A 23,225-nucleotide genomic window follows, 5' to 3' on the forward strand; every position below is an offset into this window, starting at 1 on the left:
GATGTTAGGTTTAACGTAAGCGATCCACAGATTTTACAAGATCCTCATCCTTCTTGATGGCTCTGTTGGCCAGAACCAATAAAACGATAGAAAGTACAGGAATAAGCATCCCAATACCCTTCTCAGGGGAAGCCCCTCCGGATAAACTTAGGGATCGGTAAACGAAAAATCCTAGTAAAAAAAGGTTCAATATGATGTTCAAGCGGTTGAACACAAATTGGTTTTGTCTGTTTTTATACAAAAAGATAGTCCCCAAGGCCAATGCCGCAGAAACAAAGAACAACGCCCCCCAAGGCATCAAGTCCAAAGCAAAGGTAGCTGCGCCATCGGCACTGGACATCAAGGGAATAAATAGCGGTAATAGGGCCGAAAAAACGGCTGTTAAGGCTAGATATAGGGTTTGAATGCGTTGAATCATCTCTTTTTGAATCGGCCACAAAAATAAACCTCTTTTGAAAAATAACCCCTATTTATGGAAAATATTTTGTATCATTGCTTCGTTAATCACAGTAACGCTCACCGTTAAGGCCACTCGGCCCACACTTCCAGCGATTTTATTTACTTCTTTTAGAGAGCACATTTAACGATACATTTGATGTTTGAGATTTCGGAATTAAAAGCGAAAAAGCTTCCTGAATTGCAAGAGATTGCCAAAAATTTAAAAATACCCAAGTTTAGAAGCCTTAAGAAATTGGATTTGGTCTATCAAATCCTCGATTTTCAGGCCGCTAATCCAGATATGGCACCTAAAAAGGAACCAAAACCCAAGACTGAAGCCCGTGCGGAAGCTCCTGCTGAGAAAAAACAAAAACGTACCCGTGTAAAACGGGAGCCCAAAGCCGATGCCAAGCAAGAAGCTCCTGCCGCTGTAGAAACCGTTGGAGCGGAAGCCCCCGCTAAAGAAGCTCCTGCCAAAGAGACTCAAAAAGCAGCGGAAAAACCAGCCCAGACCCCTCAGAAAAACGAGGAAAATAAAGATGGTGGCGCCCATAAAAAGGAAAAGCAACACCACAATAAGCGCGACAACAACCCTAGGGAAGACCGCCAAGACAAGCGCGATAGGCAACAACATGGCCATCGCAAAGACGGGCAGCACAAAAACAACCAACAGAACCGCAATAAAAAAGGTCACCAGAACAAAATCGAAAAGAACAACTTCGACAAAGACCTTAAGAACAAATACAAGGAACCTGAATACGAATTCGATAGTATAATCGAAAGTGAAGGGGTATTGGACGTAATGTCTGACGGATATGGGTTTTTACGCTCTTCCGATTACAACTACCTCTCTTCGCCCGATGACATTTACGTATCCCAATCGCAAATCAAGCTTTTCGGACTTAAAAAAGGGGATACCGTATTGGGCAATGTACGTCCACCAAAAGAAGGTGAAAAGTACTTCCCATTGATCAAGGTTTCGAAAATAAACGGGCTCGACCCCCATGTGGTTCGCGACCGTGTAAGCTTTGAACACCTAACGCCGCTTTTCCCTCAGGAAAAATTCAACCTGGCCGAACGCCAAAGTAATATCTCTACCCGTATCATCGATTTGTTCTCCCCAATCGGAAAAGGACAAAGAGGTATGATTGTGGCCCAGCCGAAAACAGGTAAAACCATGTTGCTGAAAGATATCGCCAACGGTATCGCGGCCAACCACCCAGAGGTATACCAGATTATACTTTTGGTAGATGAGCGCCCTGAGGAGGTTACCGATATGCAACGAAACGTGCGTGGCGAGGTTATCGCCTCTACCTTCGATAAAGAAGCTACCGAACACGTACGTGTAGCCAATATCGTTATCGAAAAAGCAAAACGTTTGGTAGAATGTGGTCACGATGTAGTGATCCTTCTTGATTCCATTACACGTTTGGCTCGTGCCTATAACACCGTTCAGCCTGCCTCTGGAAAGGTTTTGAGTGGTGGTGTAGATGCCAATGCCCTGCACAAACCAAAAAGGTTCTTTGGTGCCGCCCGTAATATTGAAAACGGAGGTTCATTATCCATTATAGCCACAGCCCTTACGGAAACCGGCTCTAAAATGGACGAGGTTATCTTTGAGGAATTCAAAGGTACCGGTAATATGGAACTACAGTTAGATCGTAAAATTTCTAACCGTAGGATCTTCCCGGCCATTGACCTTACTTCTTCAAGTACGCGTAGGGATGATTTGTTATTGGATGAAAGTACCATTCAACGTATGTGGATCCTACGTAAATACTTGGCCGATATGAATCCGGTGGAAGCTATGGAGTTCATAGAACAACGCATCAAAACCACTAGAAGCAATGAAGAATTCTTGATGACCATGAACCAATAAGGTCGTCGTATATCAAATATTAAGACCGGAGCCCAGTCTCCGGTTTTTTTATACCCTTTAATCAGCAAAACGAAATGGATTAACTTTACGGGACAACCTTACTCCAAACCATGAGACGCGTTCTTTTTACCACCCTAATATTATTCGGCTTTAGTTTTTGCATGGCCCAGACACAATGGCAACAGGTAGACCCAGAACATATTCACGGACAAGGCTGGAAAAACGAACAAAGGCCTTTTAACCGCTTACCCCAAAAGGCAAAAAATCAGGTTCGGAAAGCCGTTTGGAATTTAGGTAAACACGCTGCCGGATTATCGCTGGAATTCACCTCAAATGCCTCCCTAATAGAATTCCGATATGTTGTGGAAAATGAATTGGCCTACCCACATATGCCTGCCACAGGCAAAAGCGGCATTGACCTGTATACCTATAACAACAAACAAGAGTTTTGGATCAAAGGGAATTACCAATTCAAAGACACCATTTATTATTCATTTAAAGGAATAGCCCCCACAGAACACATAGAAGACCCAAATAGAAAATACAAGCTCTACCTGCCGTTATACAATAGTGTAAAATGGATCGAGTTCCGCACAAACCCATCTACCTCTCTTAGTTTCGTACCACCAAGCAACACCCAACCCATCGTAATTTATGGCACTTCGATAGCCCAAGGGGCTTGTGCTACACGGCCTGGTATGGCATGGGGCAATATAGTCGCCAGACAACTGGAACAGCCCGTTATCAACTTAGGTTTTTCGGGTAATGGCCGCTTGGAAGCCCCTATTATGGACTTAATCAATGAACTGAATCCGGCTTTGGTCATTTTGGACTGCCTGCCCAATTTTTACTTGAACGGAAGACATACCTTGCCCCAAGTAAAAGAACGCCTTCTCCAATCCGTAGCACAAATAAGAAAACAACACCCGAACACACCCATCTTACTTACCCAACACATGGGTTATGCCGAAGCATTGATACAAACCAAAAAAGCGGAAGCAAACCAACCTTTAAACCAAACATTGACTGAAACATTTCAACAATTAATACAACAAGGCCATAACAACCTCTATATGCTAAGCAAAGAAGAAATCGGTTTAGACCACAACAGCTATGTAGACGGCACCCACCCTAACGATATGGGCATGTTACGCTATGCCGAAGCTTACCTCAAAAAAATAGCCGAGATTTTCCCAAAAAACCCTTAGCCCAATAACTGTTTCAAGACTTTTTGGGCCGATTGGGCCACTGTATGTACAGAATTGACCCTTCGGTATAATGGCTGTTCATTCTCTACTTTCCGATAATTTAAGACAAAAAAACGCCCCTCGATGAGGGGCGCTTACGAAACAGTAGAACTGTTATTTTTTACAAAGAAGCAACGCGTTTAGTCAAACCGCTCTTTAAGTTGGCAGCTTTGTTAGCGTGGATAATGTTACGCTTGGCCAACTTATCGATCATACTCACTACGCTTGGCAACATTTCCTCAGCAGCTTTCTTATCTTCCTCTAAACGCAATTTCTTGATTGCATTACGGGTAGTTTTGTGCTGGTATTTGTTACGTAAACGAGCAGCTTCGTTTCTTCTGATCCTCTTAAGTGCCGACTTGTGATTTGCCATCTTCTTCTTTTGTTTCGTTACAATATCCTATTACGGAAATCGATTTGTAGCCCGTAGGGGAATCGAACCCCTGTTACCAGGATGAAAACCTGGCGTCCTAACCCCTAGACGAACGGGCCATTATTTCAATAAACCAAGGCTAAAAACCTCTTAGTAGCCCGTAGGGGAATCGAACCCCTGTTACCAGGATGAAAACCTGGCGTCCTAACCCCTAGACGAACGGGCCATTGATTACTCAATTGCGGATGCAAAAATACAACTATTTTTAACTATTGCAACTAAGCAAGCATTTTTTTTGCATCAATATGCTTTAGCGAAGAGCACCTTTTTGTTCGATGGCTTGCCAGAATAGATACAACTACCCTGTTCCTCAGCGGCATCGATAGGAATACACCTTATGGTAGCCTTGGTTTCTTCTTTAATTTTTTCTTCGGTTTCCCCCGTACCGTCCCAATGGGCCGATACAAAACCGCCTTTTTCATCCAACACCTTCTTAAACTCATCGTAATCGCCCACTTCGGTAATATGGGCCGCACGATGGTCCAAGGCTTTTTTATAGATATTCTCTTGTATCTCGGTCATAAGCCCCTTAACGGTATCTACCACGGCATCGGCTGCTACGGTTTGTTTTTCCAAGGTATCGCGACGTGCAATTTCGTAAGTACCATTTTCCAGATCGCGCTGACCAATGGCAATACGAACAGGAACCCCTTTTAACTCGTATTCATTGAATTTGAAGCCAGGTTTATGGGTATCCCTATTATCGTATTTAACCGACAGCCCTTGAGCACGTAATTCCTTTACCAAAGGGTTTACCTTTTCCGAAATCGCATCTAATTGCTCCATTCCTTTATATATAGGTACGATTACCACTTGGATAGGCGCCAACTTTGGGGGCAACACCAAACCGTTATCATCACTATGAGTCATGATCAAAGCGCCCATAAGACGGGTAGACACCCCCCAAGAGGTCGCCCAAACATGTTCTTGTTTCCCTTCTTTATTGGCAAACTTTACATCGAAGGCCTTTGCAAAATTCTGCCCCAAGAAGTGCGAGGTTCCGGCCTGTAAAGCCTTTCCGTCTTGCATTAATGCCTCTATACAATAAGTCTCCACTGCCCCTGCAAAACGCTCGCTAGCGGTTTTAAGTCCTTTGATTACCGGTACCGCCATATGTTCTTCGGCAAATTCGGCATAGACATGCATCATTTGTTCGGCCTCGGCTATCGCTTCCGCTTCCGTGGCATGGGCCGTATGCCCCTCTTGCCATAAAAATTCGGCCGTTCTTAAAAATAAACGGGTACGCATTTCCCAACGCACCACATTGGCCCATTGGTTGATCAACAAAGGTAAATCGCGATACGATTGGATCCACCTTCTATAGGTATCCCAAATAATCGTTTCGGATGTTGGTCTAACGATCAATTCCTCCTCTAAACGGGCCTCGGGATCAACCACTACACCTTCGCCATCTTCGCCATTCTTTAAACGATAGTGGGTAACCACGGCACATTCTTTGGCAAAGCCCTCAACATGACTGGCTTCCTTACTTAAATAGGATTTTGGGATGAACAAAGGGAAATAGGCATTTTCGTGCCCTGTTTCCTTGAACATCTTGTCCAATCCGGCCTGCATTTTTTCCCAAATAGCGAATCCGTAGGGTTTGATCACCATACATCCCCTAACCCCAGAAGCTTCGGCCAAATCGGCCTTTACCACTAATTCGTTATACCATTTGGAGTAATCCTCCGCTCGCTTCGTTAATTTTTTACCCATCTAAAATAGTTTGGCACAGAACTTGTTAATTCTTTTAAGAAAATCGTTGGTAAAACTAACTATTTTTATATTGTCCAACAATTAAATTTAAACCGATGGCATATTCCTTACCCCTCAAAAAAATACAACTGGTCCTAGGTGGACTGGGCCTTGCCATACTTTCGGTTTCCTGTGGTTCATACCAAGCGGCCTCGGTATACGATTCCGACGGCATCTATGGCGATGGCGAACGGGTCACGGTAGTAGAAAAGCGTGTTGTGGAAGCACCAAGCCAACCCAACACCTATGCAGATTATTTCGGTCGTAACGCCGATGAGATTGACAGAGTCTTGGACGACGAGATTTTTACCGATGTCGAAAGTTACTCTAGCGTTCAAGACAGTACGGAACTGGCCCTGAACTACCAATACGACAGTGAGTTCAATGACTACGAGGGTTACGGAAGTTTTGGATCTAACCCAACCTCGGTTAGTATTAATGTTATCGACTATGGCTGGTACAGCCCTTTTTATATGGACCCATTCTGGTACCCTGGCTTTGGCTGGTACGGGCCTAGTTTTAGCATTGGCTGGGGCTGGGGAGGTTACTACGGACCCGGTTGGGGCTGGGGTGGCTACTGGGGCCCAGGATATTGCGGCGGATGTTATTGGGGGCCCGGCTGGGGTGGCTACTGGGGACCTGGATACCCTGGATATTATTACAACCCAAGATATTATTCCTATAATTCCGGTCGTAGGGGCTATTATGGTTCCGGTGGATCACGCGGTGCGGTCAATTCATCATATGCCTCTAGAAGCCGAGGGCGCTCCAATTTAAACAGTAGTGCTTCTAGAAGCTCACGAACATCTAGTACAGCGAGAAGCAGTAGGGGCCGATCTTCACGAAGCACCGCTAGCAGAAGTAGTTCTAGCCGTCGTAGCGTCGGTGTAGATGCCTTAAGCCGCAGTCGATCTTATAGTGGTCGTTCATCTAGTTCTAGAAGCTACGGGAATCGAACAAGTTCTTCCAATAGAAGTTATTCCTCAAGCAGAAGTGGTTCTAGTAGAAGTTATGGCCAGCGTAGTGGATCTTCGAGAAACTATTCCTCTACGAGAAGTGGCTCTACCTACAGAAGCCCATCTAGTAGAACGCGTTCTAGCTCACAAGCACGAAGAAGTGCACCTACCCGCAGTTATAGTGGCAGCAGGAACTCTTCTTCGAACTCCAGAAGCTATTCCAGACCATCTAGCTCTTCAAGAAGCAGCGGTAGTTCTAGAAGTTACCGATCTAGTAGCCCAAGCCGTAGTTCAGGCGGAAGCTATCGATCTTCGAGCCCTTCGCGAAGCTCGGGCGGAAGTTACCGCAGTTCCGGTGGCAGCTCTAGGTCTTCAGGTGCCAGTCGTGGCGGCGGTGGAAGAAGTAGCGGAGGTAGAAGTAGCCGTGGCGGTATCCGTTAAACAAAACAATAGATTTTGAAAAAGATTTAAACTAAGGTCATTAACTTTGGTTTACCGGGCAAACTATGTCCAAAACAAACAATTGCTATACAAGCCCGGAAGGGCGAAGAAAAAAGAAATCAACCATAACCCACAATTGAGTTTACACCTTTAGTATTGTGGGCAACGAAATTCTGTAGAGATGAAAAATTCATTGATAGTACTCCTGCTTTGTAGCGTATGGGGATTACAGGCACAAACCTTGGAAGATGTTATGCGTTATGGTACCGACCGTACCCAAGGAAGCACCCGTTTTCAGGCCATGAGTGGGGCAATGGGTGCCCTAGGTGGCGACCTTTCGGCCATTGGGATAAACCCGGCCGGGGCAGCCATTTTCAACAATACCCAAATCGGGTTTACCTTAACGAATTACCATCGTAAAAACGAAACCAGTTATTTTGATTCCCGTGTGAACAACACCATGGACAACCTCAAGTTCAACCAAATCGGCGGGGTTTTCGTTTTTAAAGACAATACCAACGATTGGCGAAAACTAGCGTTTTCATTCAATTACGACCTACAACGGAATTTTGAAAATGAGATATTCGCCCGAGGTAACAGTAGACAAGGACTAGACGGATACTTTTTGGCCCATGCCGATGGGGTTTTGTTAGGCGACCTTAGACTTCGCCCAAACGAAGACCATGTAGATGCTTATTTGGATATCGGACGTTCTTTGGGATACGGCCCACAGCAAGCCTTTTTGGGTTTCCAAGCCTTTGCCATAGAACCGGTTGACGACGACCCCGACAACGACCGCTATGTTTCGAACACCCCCTACGACAATGGAAGGGTTTCGCAGAACTATGCCGAACGCACTTTGGGCTATAACAGCAAGTTCGCCGCCAATTTGGCCGCACAATTCCAAGACAATCTGTATTTAGGGGCTTCCTTGAATTTCCATAGTATATTTTATGAAAAATACAGCCAAATGGACGAAGACGGCTACGACCCAGATGCCGACATCCGTTATATCGGATTCGACAACTTATTACAGACCCGAGGTACTGCGTTTTCATTTAACCTAGGGGCCATTGCCAAGCTGAACCAAAACGTTCGGATCGGCGCCTCGTACCAATCGCCTACTTGGTACGACCTACAAGACGAACTGGCCCAACGTATAAATAGTAATTTGGCCGAGCCCGGATTGAGCGATATCGATTTTCGTTACGTAAACGTATTTGAACGCTACCGAATCCAAATCCCATCGAAATACACGGGTAGCTTAGCCCTGATCTTTGGTAAAGTTGGCCTTCTTAGTTTCGATTATTCGTACCAAGACATGTCGAATGCAGAAATCAGACCTACGGGCGACCCCAATTTTGCCCAGGTAAACAACAATATTGCTGCAAACCTTCAAGCTGCATCTACCTATAAAGTGGGCGGCGAGATTAGATTAGACCGCCTAAGCCTTAGAGGCGGGTACCGCTTTGAGGAAAGTCCTTATAAAAACCCACTGGCCGGAGGTGACCTCGATGGGTTTTCTGCCGGACTGGGTTATTCTTTTGGTGTAAGCCGAATCGACCTTTCGTACAACCAATACACCCAAGACCTAGGCCATAGGCTTTATGAAGTCGGGTTTGACACTTTGGCCAACGTTTCCAGCACCAATAGCCATTTTAGTATAGGCTATGTGGTTAATTTTTAGACACCCCACAAACTCTTTTTTCATAAGGGCCGCCCAGCATTTTGTTGGGCGGTTTTTTGTTTGCAAGGCCAAAGACAGATAAGATTAATTAAAGCTTAACGCTTGAGGGTAAAATGGGTTTTTACCGTACTTGCCACCAACACCCCCTCTTCTTCCCGCGAATACTCGAAACGGAACCAATAGTCCGATGCCGGCATGGGTTTTCCGTTAAAGGTACCATCCCAACCCGTCGAATCACGGTTGAGCTGTTTCAGTAGTTTACCATAACGGTCAAAAATAGATATCTGGGCGGTAGTTAGGGTTTCAATACCCAAAACATGCCAAGTATTATGCAAAGGATCTCCATTGGGCGTAAAAAACTTAGGATACCCAACCATTAAAAACTCCTGTTCTGAGGTACCACATCCGTTTTTATCGTTTACGGTTACTGTATTGATACCTGGTGGAATATCGTAAAATGTATCCTCGTCCCGAAACGGACCACCATTTAATGAATATTCGTAATCGCTATTTCCTTCAACGATAATCCGAACATTATTACTATCAGAGATATCATCGAGGATCTCGGGCTCCAAAATAACGGGATCGCCATGGAAGGTGATTAAAATATCGTCGCGTGCAGGTTCCGGAAACACCGGATTACTCGATTGCACCTCTACGAAATACCGCCCACTGTTCGGACTCGATACCGTTAGTTCGAATTCCGTAGGCCCATCGGCTAAAACCTGATCAATGGTGCCATCTTCATCGAAATCAACCGACCAGGTTACATGAGCCACTTCTGGTCCAAAAGGCGTGCGCAAGGCACTCAACACAATATCAGGATCGCCTATACAGGCATTGATATCCAGTCCTAAAAACTCATCGCGGATCGTACAGTCCAAAATCCCGTTAGGGTCTCCATTGTCGGCATCACCGGTAAACCTTAAACTAAAAGGCTCGGCATTACCATCGAAGTTGGTCGCATAATTATTGATCAGTATGTAGTAGACTTCACCTTCCTGCACATCCAACCACTCGTCATAGGGGTTCTTATTCTGGGTCAACGAAGGCACCCCTTCCACACCGGTTTCCGGGTTTACGCCTAGGCCCGTAAAACGTGAATTGGTGTTAAATTCGTAATTACATCGAATAGGCTGGGCCTCGCCACTACTTATGGCCCCACACTCGGCATCGGGCCCGTAAACGGCAAAGTCCCATTCAGCCGTATCGCTTAAGGCCTCAATATCGAAACCTATGGTACCAGCTGCGGCAGCTCGAAACACGAACCAAGAGGTGTTATTTTCGATATTGGCATCGGCCAATGAACCTTTTTCCAAACAACCGGTACTGGTAATCACATCGGGATCAAAATCGTCTACATCGCCACGCCCATTGCTCTCGGCCAAAATAGGCACATCGGCACAGATGGGTATTGACGAGCGACAATCACCAGAGTTTTGGGCCCATAGCCCAGTAATACCCATGAAAAAGCATAGGGAAATCAGACGGGGTATCTTCATAGCATGTAAAAGGATAAAAGGTTCCTTTATTTGGGTACTATACCAACGATCGGGCCCGTGATTTAGTATAAAATACCGATAACACCACAGGTTTACCGCCCATTGGGTAGGTTGTGTATAAATACGCATCAAATACGTCGACGGATTTTTATATCCAGATTTTTCGATGAAATACCTTAACACTTTTTTAGCAGCTCGGTTGTTACCACCTGTCCGCAACTGCCATATAATGCCTATCTTTGCGGTTTGAAAAAAAACAAAAACCATGAAATTGGATCCCACAACAGCGGAAGGATACGAAGAAATGGGCAACGACCACATTTCTAGCTCGGAAGACACGCCTATGCGAGAAAATGCGTTCGCCATATCCGATAGTGAGAAGATCGACAAGATCCAAGATAAGGTCAAAGACATTATGGAGATTTTGGGGCTTGATTTGGAAGACGACAGCCTACAAGGCACCCCACATCGTGTAGCCAAAATGTTTGTAAAAGAGATTTTCGGCGGACTTCACCCCGACCGAAAACCCAACAGCTCTACTTTTGACAACAAGTATAAATATGGGGAAATGCTGGTTGAGAAGAATATCACCGTATATTCTACCTGCGAGCACCACTTACTACCTATCGTTGGTAGGGCCCATGTAGCCTATATTTCTAACGGTACCGTGGTGGGTCTATCGAAAATGAACCGTATCGTAGATTATTACGCCAAGCGCCCACAGGTACAAGAACGTTTGACCATACAGATCGTAAGGGAACTACAACAAGTATTGGGTACTGACGATGTGGCCTGTGTAATCGATGCGAAACACTTATGTGTAAATTCACGGGGCATCCGCGATATTGAGAGCAGCACGGTAACAGCCGAGTATGGAGGTAAATTCCAAGACCCCAGTGTACGTAAAGAACTTTTGAACTACATTAACCTAGACACAACTTTTTAAGCCAACCCAGCAATGGCCCTGTACAACACCCAAAACCTAAAGGTATACAATTCACTAAGTGGAAAAAAAGAGACCTTGGTCCCTGTAAACGAAGGCCAAATTGGCATGTATGTTTGTGGCCCCACGGTATATAGCTTTGTTCACTTGGGTAATTGCCGGACCTTTATGTCTTTCGACATGATTTTCCGTTACCTAAAACATTTGGGCTATAAAGTGCGTTATGTGCGAAATATTACCGATGCCGGTCATTTGGAGAACGACGCAGACGAAGGTGAAGACAAAATCGCCAAAAAAGCCCGTTTAGAACAGTTGGAGCCCATGGAGGTTGTGCAGCGTTATACGGTAGATTTTCATAACACCCTACAGAAATTCAATTTTCTACCACCTAGTATCGAACCTACGGCTACCGGGCACATTATTGAACAGATAGAAATCATAAAGGAAATCCTAGAAAAAGGGTATGCCTACGAGGTTAACGGTTCGGTGTATTTTGATGTAAACGCTTTTAACGAAAGCTACGAATACGGAAAATTGAGTGGCCGTAAGTTAGAAGACATGATCGCCAACACCCGAAGCCTGCAAGGACAGGATGAAAAGCGTAGTCCTCAAGATTTCGCCTTATGGAAAAAGGCGGAAACCCAACATATTATGCGCTGGCCTTCGCCATGGGGAGACGGATTCCCGGGATGGCACCTAGAGTGTACCGCCATGAGCACCAAATACCTAGGGGAAACCTTCGATATACATGGGGGCGGCATGGACTTAAAATTCCCGCATCACGAGTGTGAGATCGCCCAGGCCGAGGCCTCTAACGGAAAATCGCCCGTAAAATACTGGCTACATGCCAATATGCTGACCTTGAACGGCAAGAAAATGTCGAAATCAACGGACAACAACATCTACCCTAGTGAGATTTTCTCAGGGGACAACAACATTCTAAGCAAGGCCTACAGCCCAGCCATAGTGCGATTTTTTATGATGCAGGCCCATTACACCAGCATACTGGATCTTAGCGATGTGGCTTTGGCCGCCTCCGAAAAAGGTTACAACAAACTCATGGAAGCTTTGGCCCAACTGGATAAGCTTCCTGCAGGAGATACTTCTTCCTTTGACGTAAACACATGGTTACAGTCTTGTTACAATGCCATGAACGACGATTTCAACACCCCTATTTTGATTGCCCAATTGTTTGAAGGTGTGAAGCATATCAATTTGATCAAAGAAGGCAAGGAAACACTAACCACGGTAGATTTGGCCATTTTGGCCCAAGGTATGCGTTGCTTTACCCACGACATCTTGGGAATCGAAAACCAAAAAGGGGTTGAAGGCCAACAAGGCGAACAGTTGGACCAAGTAGTTCAATTACTTATTGAATTGCGAAACGAAGCCCGAACCAATCGTGATTTTGCTACCTCGGACAAGATTCGTAACCAATTGGCCGACATGGGCATTCAACTGAAAGACGGTAAGGACGGTACTACCTTCAGTATTCAATAACCCAATGGCATGAAAAAGATCTTGATCGCTCCTTTTGTTTTACTGGTCAGGGCGTATCAACTACTTATCTCACCGCTTACACCTCCTAGCTGCCGGTATTCGCCCACCTGCTCCCAATACACTTTGGAGGCCTTGCGTAAACACGGACTTTTCAAAGGAGGCTGGCTTGCATTAAAACGAATTTTTAGTTGCCATCCTTGGGGAGGTAGCGGGTACGACCCGGTTCCTTAACAGAGTTCCCATTGACATTGAGGTTCGATATGACAAAAACTATCGAAGCTCATTTCTTACCTTTTTCTTTTACTGGGATAATCTAAAGCAGCATCATAAAAACCCAACGCACTACATTTTAAACGGTTTACGAAGAAAACCTTGCAACCTATACCATTCCCTTACCATGGAATTCGTCAAAACCGTAACATTGCGCTAATTACAAACCATATTATGATGAAAAACACCCTATTCAAATCCTTTGGGGCCCTATTTATTTCCTTGTCCCTTCTGTCGTGTGATGAGGTCAAGGAACTGGCTGATGTTAAACTGGACACCAATCTTTCGGAAACCATTAGCTTGACCATTGACCCGGACTCCAACACCTTTAGTGCCACGGAGACTATTTCATTACTTAACGACGACTTGGAGACCTATGCCGATAAGCTTAAATCGGTAGAGATTACCAAAATCGTATGTACCCCAAAAAACATTCAGACCAGTGAAGATGTGGCGGGTTCCATTACCCTTAGCGAAGGGGGAATTGCCTTTTTAGATGAAAGTTTCAGTTTTTCCTCCGGGCAAACCACCGCAACAGCGTATACCGTTAGTAATACGGCAGCCTTACAGGCCATGGGCCAAAAGCTACTTTCGCAAAAGTCGATCAGCATGGGCGTTGCGGCTTCGGCCAATAATACCGAAACCCTCAATTTTGACCTTGAGATTACCTTATTCCTTAAGGTTGTGGCCAATCCTTTGGAGTAACCTTTTGTTTAGACCATAACAAGGTGGCCCAGGGTCGCCTTTTTTTATTTTGACCAAGTTCATTATGCGCTCAAATATGTATCTTAGGCCACCAAACTGTATACTATGCATTTTTTAGGAATAATCTGGAACCCCGACCAGACTTTGTTCACCATTGGTTTTTTACAAATCAAGTATTACAACCTCTTGTGGATTGCCGCCTTTGCCCTAGGTTGGTTTATCATGAAAAAGATTTTCATGAATGAAAAAAAGACCCTAGAGCAACTCGATAGTTTGTTCATTTATACCATGTTGGCCACCATGTTGGGTGCCCGTTTGGGCCATGTCTTTTTTTACGATTGGCCCCATTACAGCCAACATCTTACTGAAATTTTGTTACCCATACGGGAAAACCCGAACGAGAGTATTCTCTTTGGCATCATAAAAGGTTATGAATTCAGCGGTTTTGCCGGTTTGGCCAGTCATGGTGCCGCCATAGGCATTATCATTGGCATGTTTCTGTATTGTCGCAAATTTGATGACATGAAACCCATTTGGGTGCTGGATAGGGTGGTAATACCCGTAGCCATTGGTGGTGTTCTTATACGTTTGGGCAATTTCTTCAATTCAGAGATCAACGGTAAAATAACCTCGGCCAGTTCGTTTATGGCTACAAAATTCATTCGCGATTCCGACGATATGCCCCTGTCTAGGGCTTTGGCCATTACCAAACAGAAATCGGCTTCTAAGGCTTATGAAATGATAGAAAAAGATCCAGCATTTGCCAAGGTACTCGAAGAAATCCCATACCGCCATCCGGCCCAGTTATTCGAGGCCATGTGCTATGTTCCCGTTTTTGTAGCCTTGTATTATTTTTATTGGAAAACCGATAAAAAAGATCAAAAAGGATTTTTGTTCGGCTTCTTCTTGGTATCCCTCTGGACCATTCGTTTCTTCGTTGAATTCTTGAAGAAGAGTCAAGGTGGTTTCGAAACCGAGTTAGGCACCTCACTTTCTACCGGACAATGGTTGAGTATTCCGTTCGTGTTGATCGGTTTCTATTTTATGTTCTTTTTCGACAAAAAGAAAACCGCTTAAGATGATACGTCCCATACTTTTCGCCTTACTATGTTTAAGCCTTAGCTTGTCTTGCAAAGAGGAAAAACCAAAAGTACCCGTAAAGGCAAAAACCATTGCTTTTAACCACGAGGCACAACTGGACCTGCTTAAAGGAAAAGACAGTATAATCAAAAGCCTGGAAATTGAATTGGCAGAGACCGAATACGAACGCCAAACCGGTCTTATGTATCGCAGTAGCATGGCCCAAAACCGGGGGATGCTCTTTATTTTCGATAAAGACGAGTACCGTTCCTTCTACATGAAAAATACCGAAATCGGTCTCGATATCATCTACATCAACGATGCCCTGGAAATAGTGAGCATACAAGCCAACGCCGAACCCTTTAATGAAAGTAGCCTGCCCTCTAACGCACCAGCCCGGTATGTCTTGGAAATCAATGCCGGACTTGCAGCAACTTGGGGTGTTGCGGTTGGCGATAAAATCCGATTTAGCCGATTATAAGCTATGGGGCGACATTGGGCCATTTTTACCACCAACGAAAGCAACAAAAAAGGTTTTCTAAAACTACTGGTACAAGGCAAGATCGATGAACTTGAAATCGACCTCTCTAGACCCGCATTGTATTCCCGAGCGCAAATTTTAAAAGCAATCCAAGAAGAAGAAATACACGATGACCCTACCTACCTAAAAGCGTATGGTCAAAGCTTGGGCTCTATGTCTAGTGGCGAACGCAAGAAACGGTTTTTAGAGCAGCTTCTTAGCCAAAATATTAGCTGCCTGATTCTCGATAATCCTTTCGACCATTTGGACCTCGAAGGACAACAAGCCTTGAGACAACAGCTGGAAACGCTTGAAAAAACTCCCACCATTTGCCTGTTATCGCGCAGATCAGATGCCCTTAGCATTACCACGAACACAGCGCTATTAGAGAACACCTCTTTAATTGAAGCCCCCGAAGAAAGGGAACCGCAATTCGTTTGGACAAGCCCTCTGCCCAAGCCCATTCACAGCCCGGCACCTTTCAAAAGTTTATTCGCTTTTAAAAATGTTAATGTCGCCTATGAGGACAAGCCGGTGCTCCAAGACATTAGCTGGGAAGTAAAACAGGGGGAATTTTGGCAACTAAAAGGCCCGAACGGTAGTGGCAAATCTACTATATTAAGCATGGTAAGTGGCGACAACCCCAAAGGCTATGGCCAAGAGCTGTACTTATTCGGACATAAAAAAGGAAGTGGGGAATCGGTTTGGGAACTAAAAAAACATATCGGGTACTTTACCCCTAGCCTACTCGACAGCTTTAAAGGCTACCACACCTTAGAGAACATGATTGTTTCGGGACTAACGGACTCGATAGGTTTGTACACCCGACCCAAGGACACCCAAATACGAAAGGCCAAAGAATGGCTGTCTTTTTTGGGCTTGGCCGATAAGGCCGAACGATATTTCCATGAGTTAAGCCTAGGTTACAAACACCTGATTATGATCGCCCGGGCCATGACCAAACACCCACCCCTATTGATCCTGGACGAACCCACGGCCGGATTGGATGACGAAAGCTGTAGACTCTTTACCAGCATGGTCAATAAAATATCGGCCGAAAGCGATACGACGATCGTGTTCGTTTCTCACCGCAACGAACCAGGTCTGGCACCTAAAAAAATCTACGAATTGACCCCTGGCCCATCTGGTGCCACAGGTAAGACAACCTTAGTGTAACCCGCTAAGGATTATCCTTTTTCCACAAGGCGGAAAATACGGCTTCACCCGTGGCCACAGTAAGTTCGAAATCGCCTAGGTACAGATAATTGTCGAACCTTACCGACCAAACCCCATCCTTGACCTCTTCGGCATAATATCGCGCCGCTGCTATGGAATTCATCATACTAAATTGTACCATGGGATCTATGCCCAATTGCCCGATTACCATATGCATTTGTGCCGTGATATACATTTCGGTATCCAACCGCACATACTGTAACAAAGCTTCCGGCATACCATCGAACTCACGGCGTAGATCCATAATATCGATTTCATCCACTGGTGTATAACCTTCGATTTTTGATTCGGAAAATGGTGCCATTTGCTGCAGTTGCCACTGCCTTCGCTCCACAATAACATCGGTGTTATCCAATACGAACCGCCCTGCCCTTTCAGAAATGGTATCATTACTCAAATACGTCATTTGGCGCATCCGATCTACATCCATACGGGCGAGATCGGCATTTAACCCATACCTAAAATCGGCTAAGGTCTTTTCGAACTTTTGAATGCGCTTCGACTGGGCAAAACCAAACTGAAGCGCTCCCATCAGCAAAAACAAAATCACATTTCTCATACTGCTATGTTTAAAAGCAAAAGACCCCGGAACATACCGAGGTCTTTCGCAATTCTTATATAAAGTACGCTTAGGCTTCTTTATCGTTAAGCACCTTCTTTTTTAAAGCATCGAACATAATCGGGGTAGCGATGAATACCGATGAATAGGTACCTACCAAAACACCGATGATCATAGCAAACATAAAGCCTCGAAGCGACTCCCCTCCGAAAATGAAGATAGCCAATAATACCACTAAGGTAGTCATGGAAGTATTCAAGGTACGGCCCAAAGTTGAGTTCAAAGCCAAATCTACGTTCTGACCGGCTTTCCAACCACGTTCACCAACTATTTCACGAATACGGTCGAAAACTACCACCGTATCGTTCAATGAGTAACCGATTACCGTTAGGATAGCCGCGATAAAGGCTTGGTCGATCTCCATATTGAAAGGCATAATGGCACCTACCAAGGAGAAGATACCCAATACGATCATAACATCGTGGAATACCGCCGCTACGGCACCCAAAGAGAACTGCCATTTACGGAAACGGAACAAGATGTAAAGGAATACCACTGCCAAAGATCCAATAATGGCCAAGAAAGCGTTGTTCTTGATATCATCTGCAATGGTTGGTCCTACTTTACGATACTTCAACACCCCGAGCTCATCATTGCTGCCTCCTGGTTTAAAATCGTCGTAAGTGGTTCCTTCTGGAAAATACTTCTGCAATCCGGTATACAAAATATCCAAAATCTCATCATCGACTTCAGTACCGGTAACATCTACCTTGTATTTGGTGGTAATCATTACCTGGTTGGCATCCCCGAAAGTCTTGGCATTTACGTTACCCAAAGCTTCGGAAAGCTCGCCGGAAATCTCTGCCGGACTTACCGGATTCTCGAAACGAATCTGGTAGTTACGCCCACCTACAAAGTCAACACCAGACTCCAATCCTTTGGTGAATAAAGAGAAAACCCCAACCGCTACCAAAATACCTGATATAATATAAGCCACTTTGCGCTTGGCCAAGAACTTAATGTTCATGTTACGGAACAAATTCTTGGTGGCCGGCGTAGTAAAGGCCAATTGGTTACCCTTGCGAGATGCATACCAATCGATCAATAAACGGGTGATGAAAATAGCCGTAAACAAAGAGGTAGCGATACCGATCATAAGGGTAGTCGCGAAACCTTTGATAGGCCCAGAACCGAAAATATAAAGAATTACCGCAGTAAGACCCGTGGTAATGTTCGCATCGAGAATAGATGACAAGGCATTACCAAAACCATCGATAATGGCGGTTGCCTGGTCTTTTCCTTTAGCCAACTCTTCTTTTATGCGCTCAAAGATTAGCACGTTGGCATCTACCGACATTCCAATGGTCAAGACTATACCGGCAATACCTGGTAAGGTAAGTACCGCACCAAGGCTAGAAAGTACCCCGAAGATCAACAAGATATTCAAGATCAAGGCTACATCGGCGAACCAACCGGCACGACCGTAGTAGAATACCATCCATACCAATACGAAGGCCATAGCGATCAAGAATGACATCAGACCACTGTCGATAGCTTCCTGACCCAAAGATGGCCCAACAACGAAAGAGTCGATGATCTCGGCAGAGGCAGGTAGTTTACCCGCACGCAATACGTTGGCGATATCTTTGGTTTCGTTTACGGTAAAGGTTCCGGTAATCTCTGAACGACCCCCAGAAATTGGTCCTGAAGAAACCCCAGGGGCGGTATATACCTTATTATCCAATACAATGGCGATACCGGTCTGGTTGGTAAAGGCATCTCCGGTCAATTCTTCCCACTCCTTGGCACCCTTGGTATTCATACTCATGGTAACCGCAGGCTTCTGAAACTGATCGAAAGTATCTTGGGCATCGGTAATGATGTCGCCGCTCATACGAGGGGCATTCTCACGGTTCGATTTCAAGGCGAAAAGGTCTACTACCTCAGCATCCTTAACCGGACGTTTCCAAACGAATTTGGCGAACTGTATTTCATTAGGCAATAACCTTTTTACTTCGGACATTCTAAGATATCCGCCCAATTCGGCCGTATCTTTTATGGCTACTCGGGCAATGGCGAAACCTTCGCCTGCACCTTGGATCAAATCGAAAATGGGGTTCACCTGGTTGGCGATATCCAAAGAATCTTGGGACACGTCGCTCAATAAAGAATCGATCTCTGATTCTGGTGATGCTTCTTCTTGGGCAGTTTCTTCTTTAGGCTGCACCTTGTCTTTCAACAAATCGTTGGCAGCGATCAAGAAACTGGTAATATTACGGTCTTGTGGGGTATAGGTTTCCCAAAACTGTAATTGTGCCGTACTACTCAATAATTCCTGGGCACGGGCTATATCCTTGGCGCCGGGCAACTGTACTACGATACGACCCGAGTTGCCTTCCCTTTGGATACTAGGCTGGGTTACCCCGAAACCATCGATACGCTTACGCAATACTTCAAAAGCAGAAACTACCGACTCGTCTATCTTTCTACGGATGATGGGTTTTACTTCATCGTCACTCATCTGGAAGTTGATTTCGTCGCTTAGGGCCTTATTGGCAAAAATCTCAGGTGAGGCCAATTTGGTATCTCCCTTGATACGGTCAAAGGCAGTGAAAAACAACTCTAAATAGGTGTCTTGGCTATCGGTAGAAGCTTTATCGGCTTCAGTTAGTGCCGTATTGAACACCGCGTTTTTCGAGTTATTGGCCAAACCTTTCAAGATGTCCTTAACTGAAATCTGTAGGGTTACATTAATCCCCCCCTTAAGGTCGAGACCTTTGTTGAGTTCTTTGGTCTTGGCCTCGTTATAGGTGGTATACCAAACGGATTCGTTTCCGATAGAATCGAGGTAACGTGCCTCCAAAGCTTCGCGCTTGGCTACATACCCTTCTTCGGAATCGGCTACACTAGATACGGCAAATGCCTCAGCTTCCGACTCTACCTTATTGGTGATAAAGGTATACGACAGCTGATAGATGCTCACGATTCCAAACAAAAAAGCAAAAAGCTTTATAAGTCCTTTATTCTGCATTCTAAAAAATATTTAAATTAAGTTGATTGTATTGTTCTGGTGGTCTTAAAGTGAGACCTGATACTATGGCAAAGATTTTTGCCTTGGGACACTAATTACAGATTAGCTGATTCCCCGAACATAAGGTCCTGCCCTTACTTCCGGAATTTGACATGAAGTAGTATCAATGACCTCTTGGTCATATGGGGTAACTTCAAGCTCCTTTAGAACGGATACTTGAAGCTCGAAAGTTTGTGCGGAGAGGATGGCTGAAAAAGGAAAATATCCCAGCGTTTGTTCTTGGTCAGAAACCAATGGGCCGTTTACAAAAGCATGTACATCGAAGGGCTGAAGTAGTTCAGACACCTCCAATTGGTAGCTTTCCGGACTATTACCCTCAGGCGAACTCGGGGCGGGATCATTTTGGTCTGCCAAAAGATTCTCCTCTAAAAGAAAGGCCCTAACCTGATCGGCATTTACGTTACTATAATAACGAATATGAAGTTGCTGGGTATCTTGGGCCACGATTTCGATCGTATCGACACCCAAGACCTCCAATTTTTGCTTGATAATAGCCAAGACCTCATCATGGGCCGCTTCGGAAGACCACTCTACATCAGCAAATTGTAATGAAATCTGCTGATTGGAAGCTTCCTTTCGCTCACGATTTAACCCGGCCAGTAAAGCCAGAAAAATAAATAAAGTACTTACGTACCATTTTCCGTTCATGCCGCAAATATAAAAAGAAATAGACGCTAGGCTATATTTTTTTCAATATACCCGCCTGATGCCCTTCTTATTATCCCTCAAAACCATCTCCATCTTAATGGCTTCAGACAAAAAGAAGAAAGAATATAGAAAAAAGACCACTAAAAACCCCATACAACTTTTATTTACGGAAGCTTCCTTTTTATAAGGTAAATATCTTTTCACTTTTCATGAGAACCCACTTAACCAAACTCGTTACCAATGCGAAACGAGGGTTCATATAATCTATCGAAAACCAGACGCAATTTCTCAGTGTAGCTCTGCGTCTTCTCAGCTTGCCTCTGTGTAACTTGAGCCATATAAATTGTTGCACAGAGTTTCACAGAGTAGCTCAGAGTACCACAGCATGTTCAACTCTTGATTCACCTTACTAACGATTTAATAACAGTACTTTACCCCTCACTCCCTGGAAGAGAAACGTCCCTATAGTTCCGATAATCGGGATTACACCTTAACTATCGGACACTTGTGATTATCCCTAAAAAGAACAACCCCCGAACGGCATGGCCATTCGGGGGTTGTATATTTCTATTTGGCTAAACGCCTACAATTCCAAAAGTCCGTTGGTCTTTTTAACCCCTTCGGCACTGGTGTGTAGCTTGGTCTTTTCGGCCTCGCTCAATTCGATCTCAACGATTTTCTCGATACCGTTCCTACCCAAGATCACGGGAACACCGATACATAGATCGTTCAAACCAAACTCGCCTTCCAACAAGGCAGAACATGGGAACATTTTCTTTTGATCGCAAGCAATGGCCTGTACCAAAGCGGAAACCGCGGCACCTGGCGCATACCAAGCCGAAGTACCCAATAATTTGGTAAGGGTAGCCCCACCTACTTTGGTATCTTCCATAACCTGGTTCAAACGTTCTTCGCTCAAGAATTCAGAAACCTTAACACTGTTACGGGTAGCATGGGCCGTTAAAGGAACCATACCTACATCTGAGTGTCCACCGATTACCATTCCGTCTACATCAGAGATAGGGGCTTCCAAAGCTTCGGCCAAACGGTACTTGAAACGGGCCGAATCCAGAGCACCACCCATTCCAATAATCTTGTTCTTAGGAAGATCAATGGCTTTATGGGCCAAATAGGTCATGGTATCCATAGGGTTACTAACCACGATCAATATCACATTTGGCGATTCAGCTACCAAGCTTTCGGCTACCGACTTTACGATTCCGGCATTGATCCCGATCAACTCTTCGCGGGTCATACCTGGTTTTCTTGGAATACCAGAGGTAATAACGGCAATATCACTACCGGCCGTTTTAGAATAATCGTTGGTAACCCCTGTAATTTTCGTGTCGAACCCGTTTAAAGAGGCACACTGCATTAGATCCATGGCCTTTCCTTCGGCATATCCTTCCTTGATGTCCAACAAAACAACTTCAGAAGCAAAATCCTTGATGGCTATGTACTCTGCACAACTGGCGCCAACGGCACCGGCCCCTACTATGGTAACTTTCATCTGTACGTATTTTAAAGTGTTATTACTAGCCCCAAAATTACTCAATTTAGCTTGAACCACCTTGGTAAAACACACTTATTAATAGCCCTTTAAAAAAAGCCCGATGTCTTTGCGAATTGTTAAAAAAAAGAGCCTTTCATCGAAAAATGGCCTTGAGGCATGCAGTTCATCGATTTCTTACAATAGCGCAAGAAAAACTTCCGTTCTCCCAATCCCAAATCTTAGCATACACGAAACCCACAAAGGGATTACCTACCCCCTTTTCAGGCTTTATCGCTGGTGTTTCATGCTTGCTACAAAAACATAAGCGTGTGAAAAGGAGGCTATGGCTTTTAGCCGCAATGACGGTGATGCTGTTGATTAATTGTTCTGAAGTCCCCGAAAACAACGACCCTATTCTGGGCACTTGGCATAAGGAACTTTCGGATACAAGTATTCAAAAGCAGGAATGGATCTTTAACGATGTGTACCTAGGTAGATATACCGAATATGGCACTAAAGGGATTCTGTTTGAAACGGATTTTAAATGGGAGTTGAGCGAAACCGGATATACCTTAAGTTATCCCGGAACCGATAGACCCCCTATTTGGGTAACCTTAGAATCTTTGGAGTCGGGAAGTACCGCCCTAATGGCCTCGAAAACCATAGTGGCCATCCGATCGAACTGACAATAGCGCAGTAAAAAGTATAAAAGTCGTCTGGAACTTCCGGACGACTTTTTTTATGCCACAATTTCAAATACAGAACGGAATGGACTGTACTTACTAGATTTATCGTGTCCGCACACTAAGGAGACCGCCATCCCCTAAAAAATAATACTGTGTT

The 23,225-nt window shown here is 44.7% G+C and carries 21 protein-coding genes and 2 tRNA genes; 13 read left to right on the forward strand and 10 right to left on the reverse strand.

All coding sequences use genetic code 11. The features are described 5' to 3' along the window. Positions 1-10: 10 nt before the first annotated feature. On the reverse strand, positions 11-418 hold the full coding sequence (locus B7P33_RS03250) for a DUF4293 domain-containing protein (RefSeq protein ID WP_097440507.1): 408 nt from the start codon (positions 416-418) through the stop codon (positions 11-13). 177 nt (positions 419-595) lie between these two features. Here B7P33_RS03250 and rho point away from each other — a divergent pair, with 177 nt between their 5' ends. After that, on the forward strand, positions 596-2,317 hold the full coding sequence (gene rho / locus B7P33_RS03255; RefSeq protein ID WP_097440508.1) for a transcription termination factor Rho: 1,722 nt from the start codon (positions 596-598) through the stop codon (positions 2,315-2,317). 110 nt (positions 2,318-2,427) lie between these two features. Beyond that, complete coding sequence (locus B7P33_RS03260; RefSeq protein WP_097440509.1) at positions 2,428-3,525, forward strand: SGNH/GDSL hydrolase family protein; 1,098 nt, start codon at positions 2,428-2,430, stop codon at positions 3,523-3,525. Between the two features lie 160 nt (positions 3,526-3,685). Here the strand turns inward: B7P33_RS03260 and rpsT are convergent, their stop codons facing one another. The 4 genes from rpsT to proS form a co-directional block, all read right to left on the reverse strand. Next, a complete protein-coding gene (gene rpsT / locus B7P33_RS03265; RefSeq protein WP_097440510.1) occupies positions 3,686-3,937 on the reverse strand; it encodes a 30S ribosomal protein S20 in 252 nt (83 codons plus the stop codon). A gap of 47 nt (positions 3,938-3,984) precedes the next feature. Further along, a tRNA-Glu gene (locus tag B7P33_RS03270) sits at positions 3,985-4,056 on the reverse strand. A gap of 35 nt (positions 4,057-4,091) precedes the next feature. Beyond that, positions 4,092-4,163: transfer RNA gene (locus tag B7P33_RS03275), tRNA-Glu, on the reverse strand. Between the two features lie 74 nt (positions 4,164-4,237). Continuing rightward, positions 4,238-5,713: a proline--tRNA ligase gene (gene proS, locus B7P33_RS03280; protein WP_097440511.1), complete on the reverse strand. Its 1,476-nt coding sequence runs from the start codon at positions 5,711-5,713 to the stop codon at positions 4,238-4,240. Positions 5,714-5,808: 95 nt separating this feature from the next. On the opposite strand from proS, the gene B7P33_RS19215 reads away from it, so the two are divergent. Next, positions 5,809-7,149, forward strand: coding sequence for a hypothetical protein (locus B7P33_RS19215; RefSeq protein ID WP_141402381.1), 1,341 nt, complete (start codon positions 5,809-5,811; stop codon positions 7,147-7,149). A gap of 181 nt (positions 7,150-7,330) precedes the next feature. Beyond that, positions 7,331-8,836, forward strand: a complete 1,506-nt coding sequence (locus B7P33_RS03295; RefSeq protein ID WP_097440514.1) for an OmpP1/FadL family transporter — start codon at positions 7,331-7,333, stop codon at positions 8,834-8,836. A 95-nt stretch (positions 8,837-8,931) separates the two neighbouring features. On the opposite strand, the gene B7P33_RS03300 is transcribed toward B7P33_RS03295, so the two are convergent. Continuing rightward, positions 8,932-10,338 (reverse strand): T9SS type B sorting domain-containing protein, encoded by a 1,407-nt coding sequence (locus B7P33_RS03300; protein WP_097440779.1) that lies wholly within the window; start codon positions 10,336-10,338, stop codon positions 8,932-8,934. A 265-nt stretch (positions 10,339-10,603) separates the two neighbouring features. Here B7P33_RS03300 and folE point away from each other — a divergent pair, with 265 nt between their 5' ends. The 7 genes from folE (at position 10,604) to B7P33_RS03335 (ending at position 16,532) form a co-directional block, all read left to right on the forward strand. Further along, positions 10,604-11,284 (forward strand): GTP cyclohydrolase I FolE, encoded by a 681-nt coding sequence (gene folE, locus B7P33_RS03305; protein WP_097440515.1) that lies wholly within the window; start codon positions 10,604-10,606, stop codon positions 11,282-11,284. Between the two features lie 12 nt (positions 11,285-11,296). Beyond that, positions 11,297-12,781 carry a cysteine--tRNA ligase gene (cysS, locus tag B7P33_RS03310; protein ID WP_097440516.1) on the forward strand — a complete coding sequence of 495 codons (1,485 nt, stop codon included), beginning with the start codon at positions 11,297-11,299 and terminating at the stop codon, positions 12,779-12,781. 9 nt (positions 12,782-12,790) lie between these two features. Continuing rightward, positions 12,791-13,012 (forward strand): membrane protein insertion efficiency factor YidD, encoded by a 222-nt coding sequence (yidD, locus tag B7P33_RS03315; RefSeq protein ID WP_097440517.1) that lies wholly within the window; start codon positions 12,791-12,793, stop codon positions 13,010-13,012. Between the two features lie 216 nt (positions 13,013-13,228). Beyond that, positions 13,229-13,756: a hypothetical protein gene (locus tag B7P33_RS03320; RefSeq protein WP_097440518.1), complete on the forward strand. Its 528-nt coding sequence runs from the start codon at positions 13,229-13,231 to the stop codon at positions 13,754-13,756. A gap of 105 nt (positions 13,757-13,861) precedes the next feature. Continuing rightward, a complete protein-coding gene (gene lgt / locus B7P33_RS03325) occupies positions 13,862-14,833 on the forward strand; it encodes a prolipoprotein diacylglyceryl transferase (protein ID WP_097440519.1) in 972 nt (323 codons plus the stop codon). Between the two features lies 1 nt (position 14,834). Continuing rightward, positions 14,835-15,317: a DUF192 domain-containing protein gene (locus tag B7P33_RS03330; RefSeq protein ID WP_097440520.1), complete on the forward strand. Its 483-nt coding sequence runs from the start codon at positions 14,835-14,837 to the stop codon at positions 15,315-15,317. 3 nt (positions 15,318-15,320) lie between these two features. After that, positions 15,321-16,532, forward strand: a complete 1,212-nt coding sequence (locus tag B7P33_RS03335; protein WP_097440521.1) for an ATP-binding cassette domain-containing protein — start codon at positions 15,321-15,323, stop codon at positions 16,530-16,532. A 4-nt stretch (positions 16,533-16,536) separates the two neighbouring features. On the opposite strand, the gene B7P33_RS03340 is transcribed toward B7P33_RS03335, so the two are convergent. The 3 genes from B7P33_RS03340 to B7P33_RS03350 form a co-directional block, all read right to left on the reverse strand. Further along, positions 16,537-17,151, reverse strand: a complete 615-nt coding sequence (locus B7P33_RS03340) for a hypothetical protein (RefSeq protein ID WP_097440522.1) — start codon at positions 17,149-17,151, stop codon at positions 16,537-16,539. A 70-nt stretch (positions 17,152-17,221) separates the two neighbouring features. Then, positions 17,222-20,182 carry a protein translocase subunit SecDF gene (secDF, locus tag B7P33_RS03345; RefSeq protein WP_097440523.1) on the reverse strand — a complete coding sequence of 987 codons (2,961 nt, stop codon included), beginning with the start codon at positions 20,180-20,182 and terminating at the stop codon, positions 17,222-17,224. Positions 20,183-20,284: 102 nt separating this feature from the next. Beyond that, on the reverse strand, positions 20,285-20,890 hold the full coding sequence (locus B7P33_RS03350; RefSeq protein ID WP_097440524.1) for a hypothetical protein: 606 nt from the start codon (positions 20,888-20,890) through the stop codon (positions 20,285-20,287). Positions 20,891-20,948: 58 nt separating this feature from the next. Here B7P33_RS03350 and B7P33_RS19720 point away from each other — a divergent pair, with 58 nt between their 5' ends. Beyond that, positions 20,949-21,077 (forward strand): hypothetical protein, encoded by a 129-nt coding sequence (locus B7P33_RS19720; RefSeq protein ID WP_262508014.1) that lies wholly within the window; start codon positions 20,949-20,951, stop codon positions 21,075-21,077. Positions 21,078-21,473: 396 nt separating this feature from the next. Here B7P33_RS19720 and B7P33_RS03355 read toward each other — a convergent pair whose 3' ends face one another. Next, a complete protein-coding gene (locus B7P33_RS03355) occupies positions 21,474-22,400 on the reverse strand; it encodes a malate dehydrogenase (RefSeq protein WP_097440780.1) in 927 nt (308 codons plus the stop codon). Between the two features lie 311 nt (positions 22,401-22,711). Here B7P33_RS03355 and B7P33_RS03360 point away from each other — a divergent pair, with 311 nt between their 5' ends. Further along, entirely contained in the window at positions 22,712-23,068 is a 357-nt protein-coding gene (locus tag B7P33_RS03360; RefSeq protein WP_141402382.1) for a hypothetical protein, read from the forward strand. The last annotated feature ends 157 nt before the right edge of the window (positions 23,069-23,225 follow it).

The sequence above is a fragment of the Sediminicola luteus genome, from assembly GCF_002514735.1.
Lineage (GTDB): Bacteria > Bacteroidota > Bacteroidia > Flavobacteriales > Flavobacteriaceae > HQA918.

Coding starts and splice junctions, on each gene's coding strand:
- B7P33_RS03295 (WP_097440514.1), top strand. CDS start 7,331: ATGAAAAATTCATTGATAGTACTCCTGCTTTGTAGCGTATGGGGATTA.
- B7P33_RS19215 (WP_141402381.1), top strand. CDS start 5,809: ATGGCATATTCCTTACCCCTCAAAAAAATACAACTGGTCCTAGGTGGA.
- secDF (WP_097440523.1), bottom strand. CDS start 20,182: ATGCAGAATAAAGGACTTATAAAGCTTTTTGCTTTTTTGTTTGGAATC.
- B7P33_RS03300 (WP_097440779.1), bottom strand. CDS start 10,338: ATGAAGATACCCCGTCTGATTTCCCTATGCTTTTTCATGGGTATTACT.
- B7P33_RS19720 (WP_262508014.1), top strand. CDS start 20,949: ATGCCCTTCTTATTATCCCTCAAAACCATCTCCATCTTAATGGCTTCA.
- B7P33_RS03260 (WP_097440509.1), top strand. CDS start 2,428: ATGAGACGCGTTCTTTTTACCACCCTAATATTATTCGGCTTTAGTTTT.
- rpsT (WP_097440510.1), bottom strand. CDS start 3,937: ATGGCAAATCACAAGTCGGCACTTAAGAGGATCAGAAGAAACGAAGCT.
- B7P33_RS03355 (WP_097440780.1), bottom strand. CDS start 22,400: ATGAAAGTTACCATAGTAGGGGCCGGTGCCGTTGGCGCCAGTTGTGCA.
- yidD (WP_097440517.1), top strand. CDS start 12,791: ATGAAAAAGATCTTGATCGCTCCTTTTGTTTTACTGGTCAGGGCGTAT.
- B7P33_RS03350 (WP_097440524.1), bottom strand. CDS start 20,890: ATGAACGGAAAATGGTACGTAAGTACTTTATTTATTTTTCTGGCTTTA.
- B7P33_RS03330 (WP_097440520.1), top strand. CDS start 14,835: ATGATACGTCCCATACTTTTCGCCTTACTATGTTTAAGCCTTAGCTTG.
- B7P33_RS03320 (WP_097440518.1), top strand. CDS start 13,229: ATGAAAAACACCCTATTCAAATCCTTTGGGGCCCTATTTATTTCCTTG.
- B7P33_RS03340 (WP_097440522.1), bottom strand. CDS start 17,151: ATGAGAAATGTGATTTTGTTTTTGCTGATGGGAGCGCTTCAGTTTGGT.
- B7P33_RS03335 (WP_097440521.1), top strand. CDS start 15,321: ATGGGGCGACATTGGGCCATTTTTACCACCAACGAAAGCAACAAAAAA.
- rho (WP_097440508.1), top strand. CDS start 596: ATGTTTGAGATTTCGGAATTAAAAGCGAAAAAGCTTCCTGAATTGCAA.
- proS (WP_097440511.1), bottom strand. CDS start 5,713: ATGGGTAAAAAATTAACGAAGCGAGCGGAGGATTACTCCAAATGGTAT.
- folE (WP_097440515.1), top strand. CDS start 10,604: ATGAAATTGGATCCCACAACAGCGGAAGGATACGAAGAAATGGGCAAC.
- B7P33_RS03250 (WP_097440507.1), bottom strand. CDS start 418: ATGATTCAACGCATTCAAACCCTATATCTAGCCTTAACAGCCGTTTTT.
- cysS (WP_097440516.1), top strand. CDS start 11,297: ATGGCCCTGTACAACACCCAAAACCTAAAGGTATACAATTCACTAAGT.
- lgt (WP_097440519.1), top strand. CDS start 13,862: ATGCATTTTTTAGGAATAATCTGGAACCCCGACCAGACTTTGTTCACC.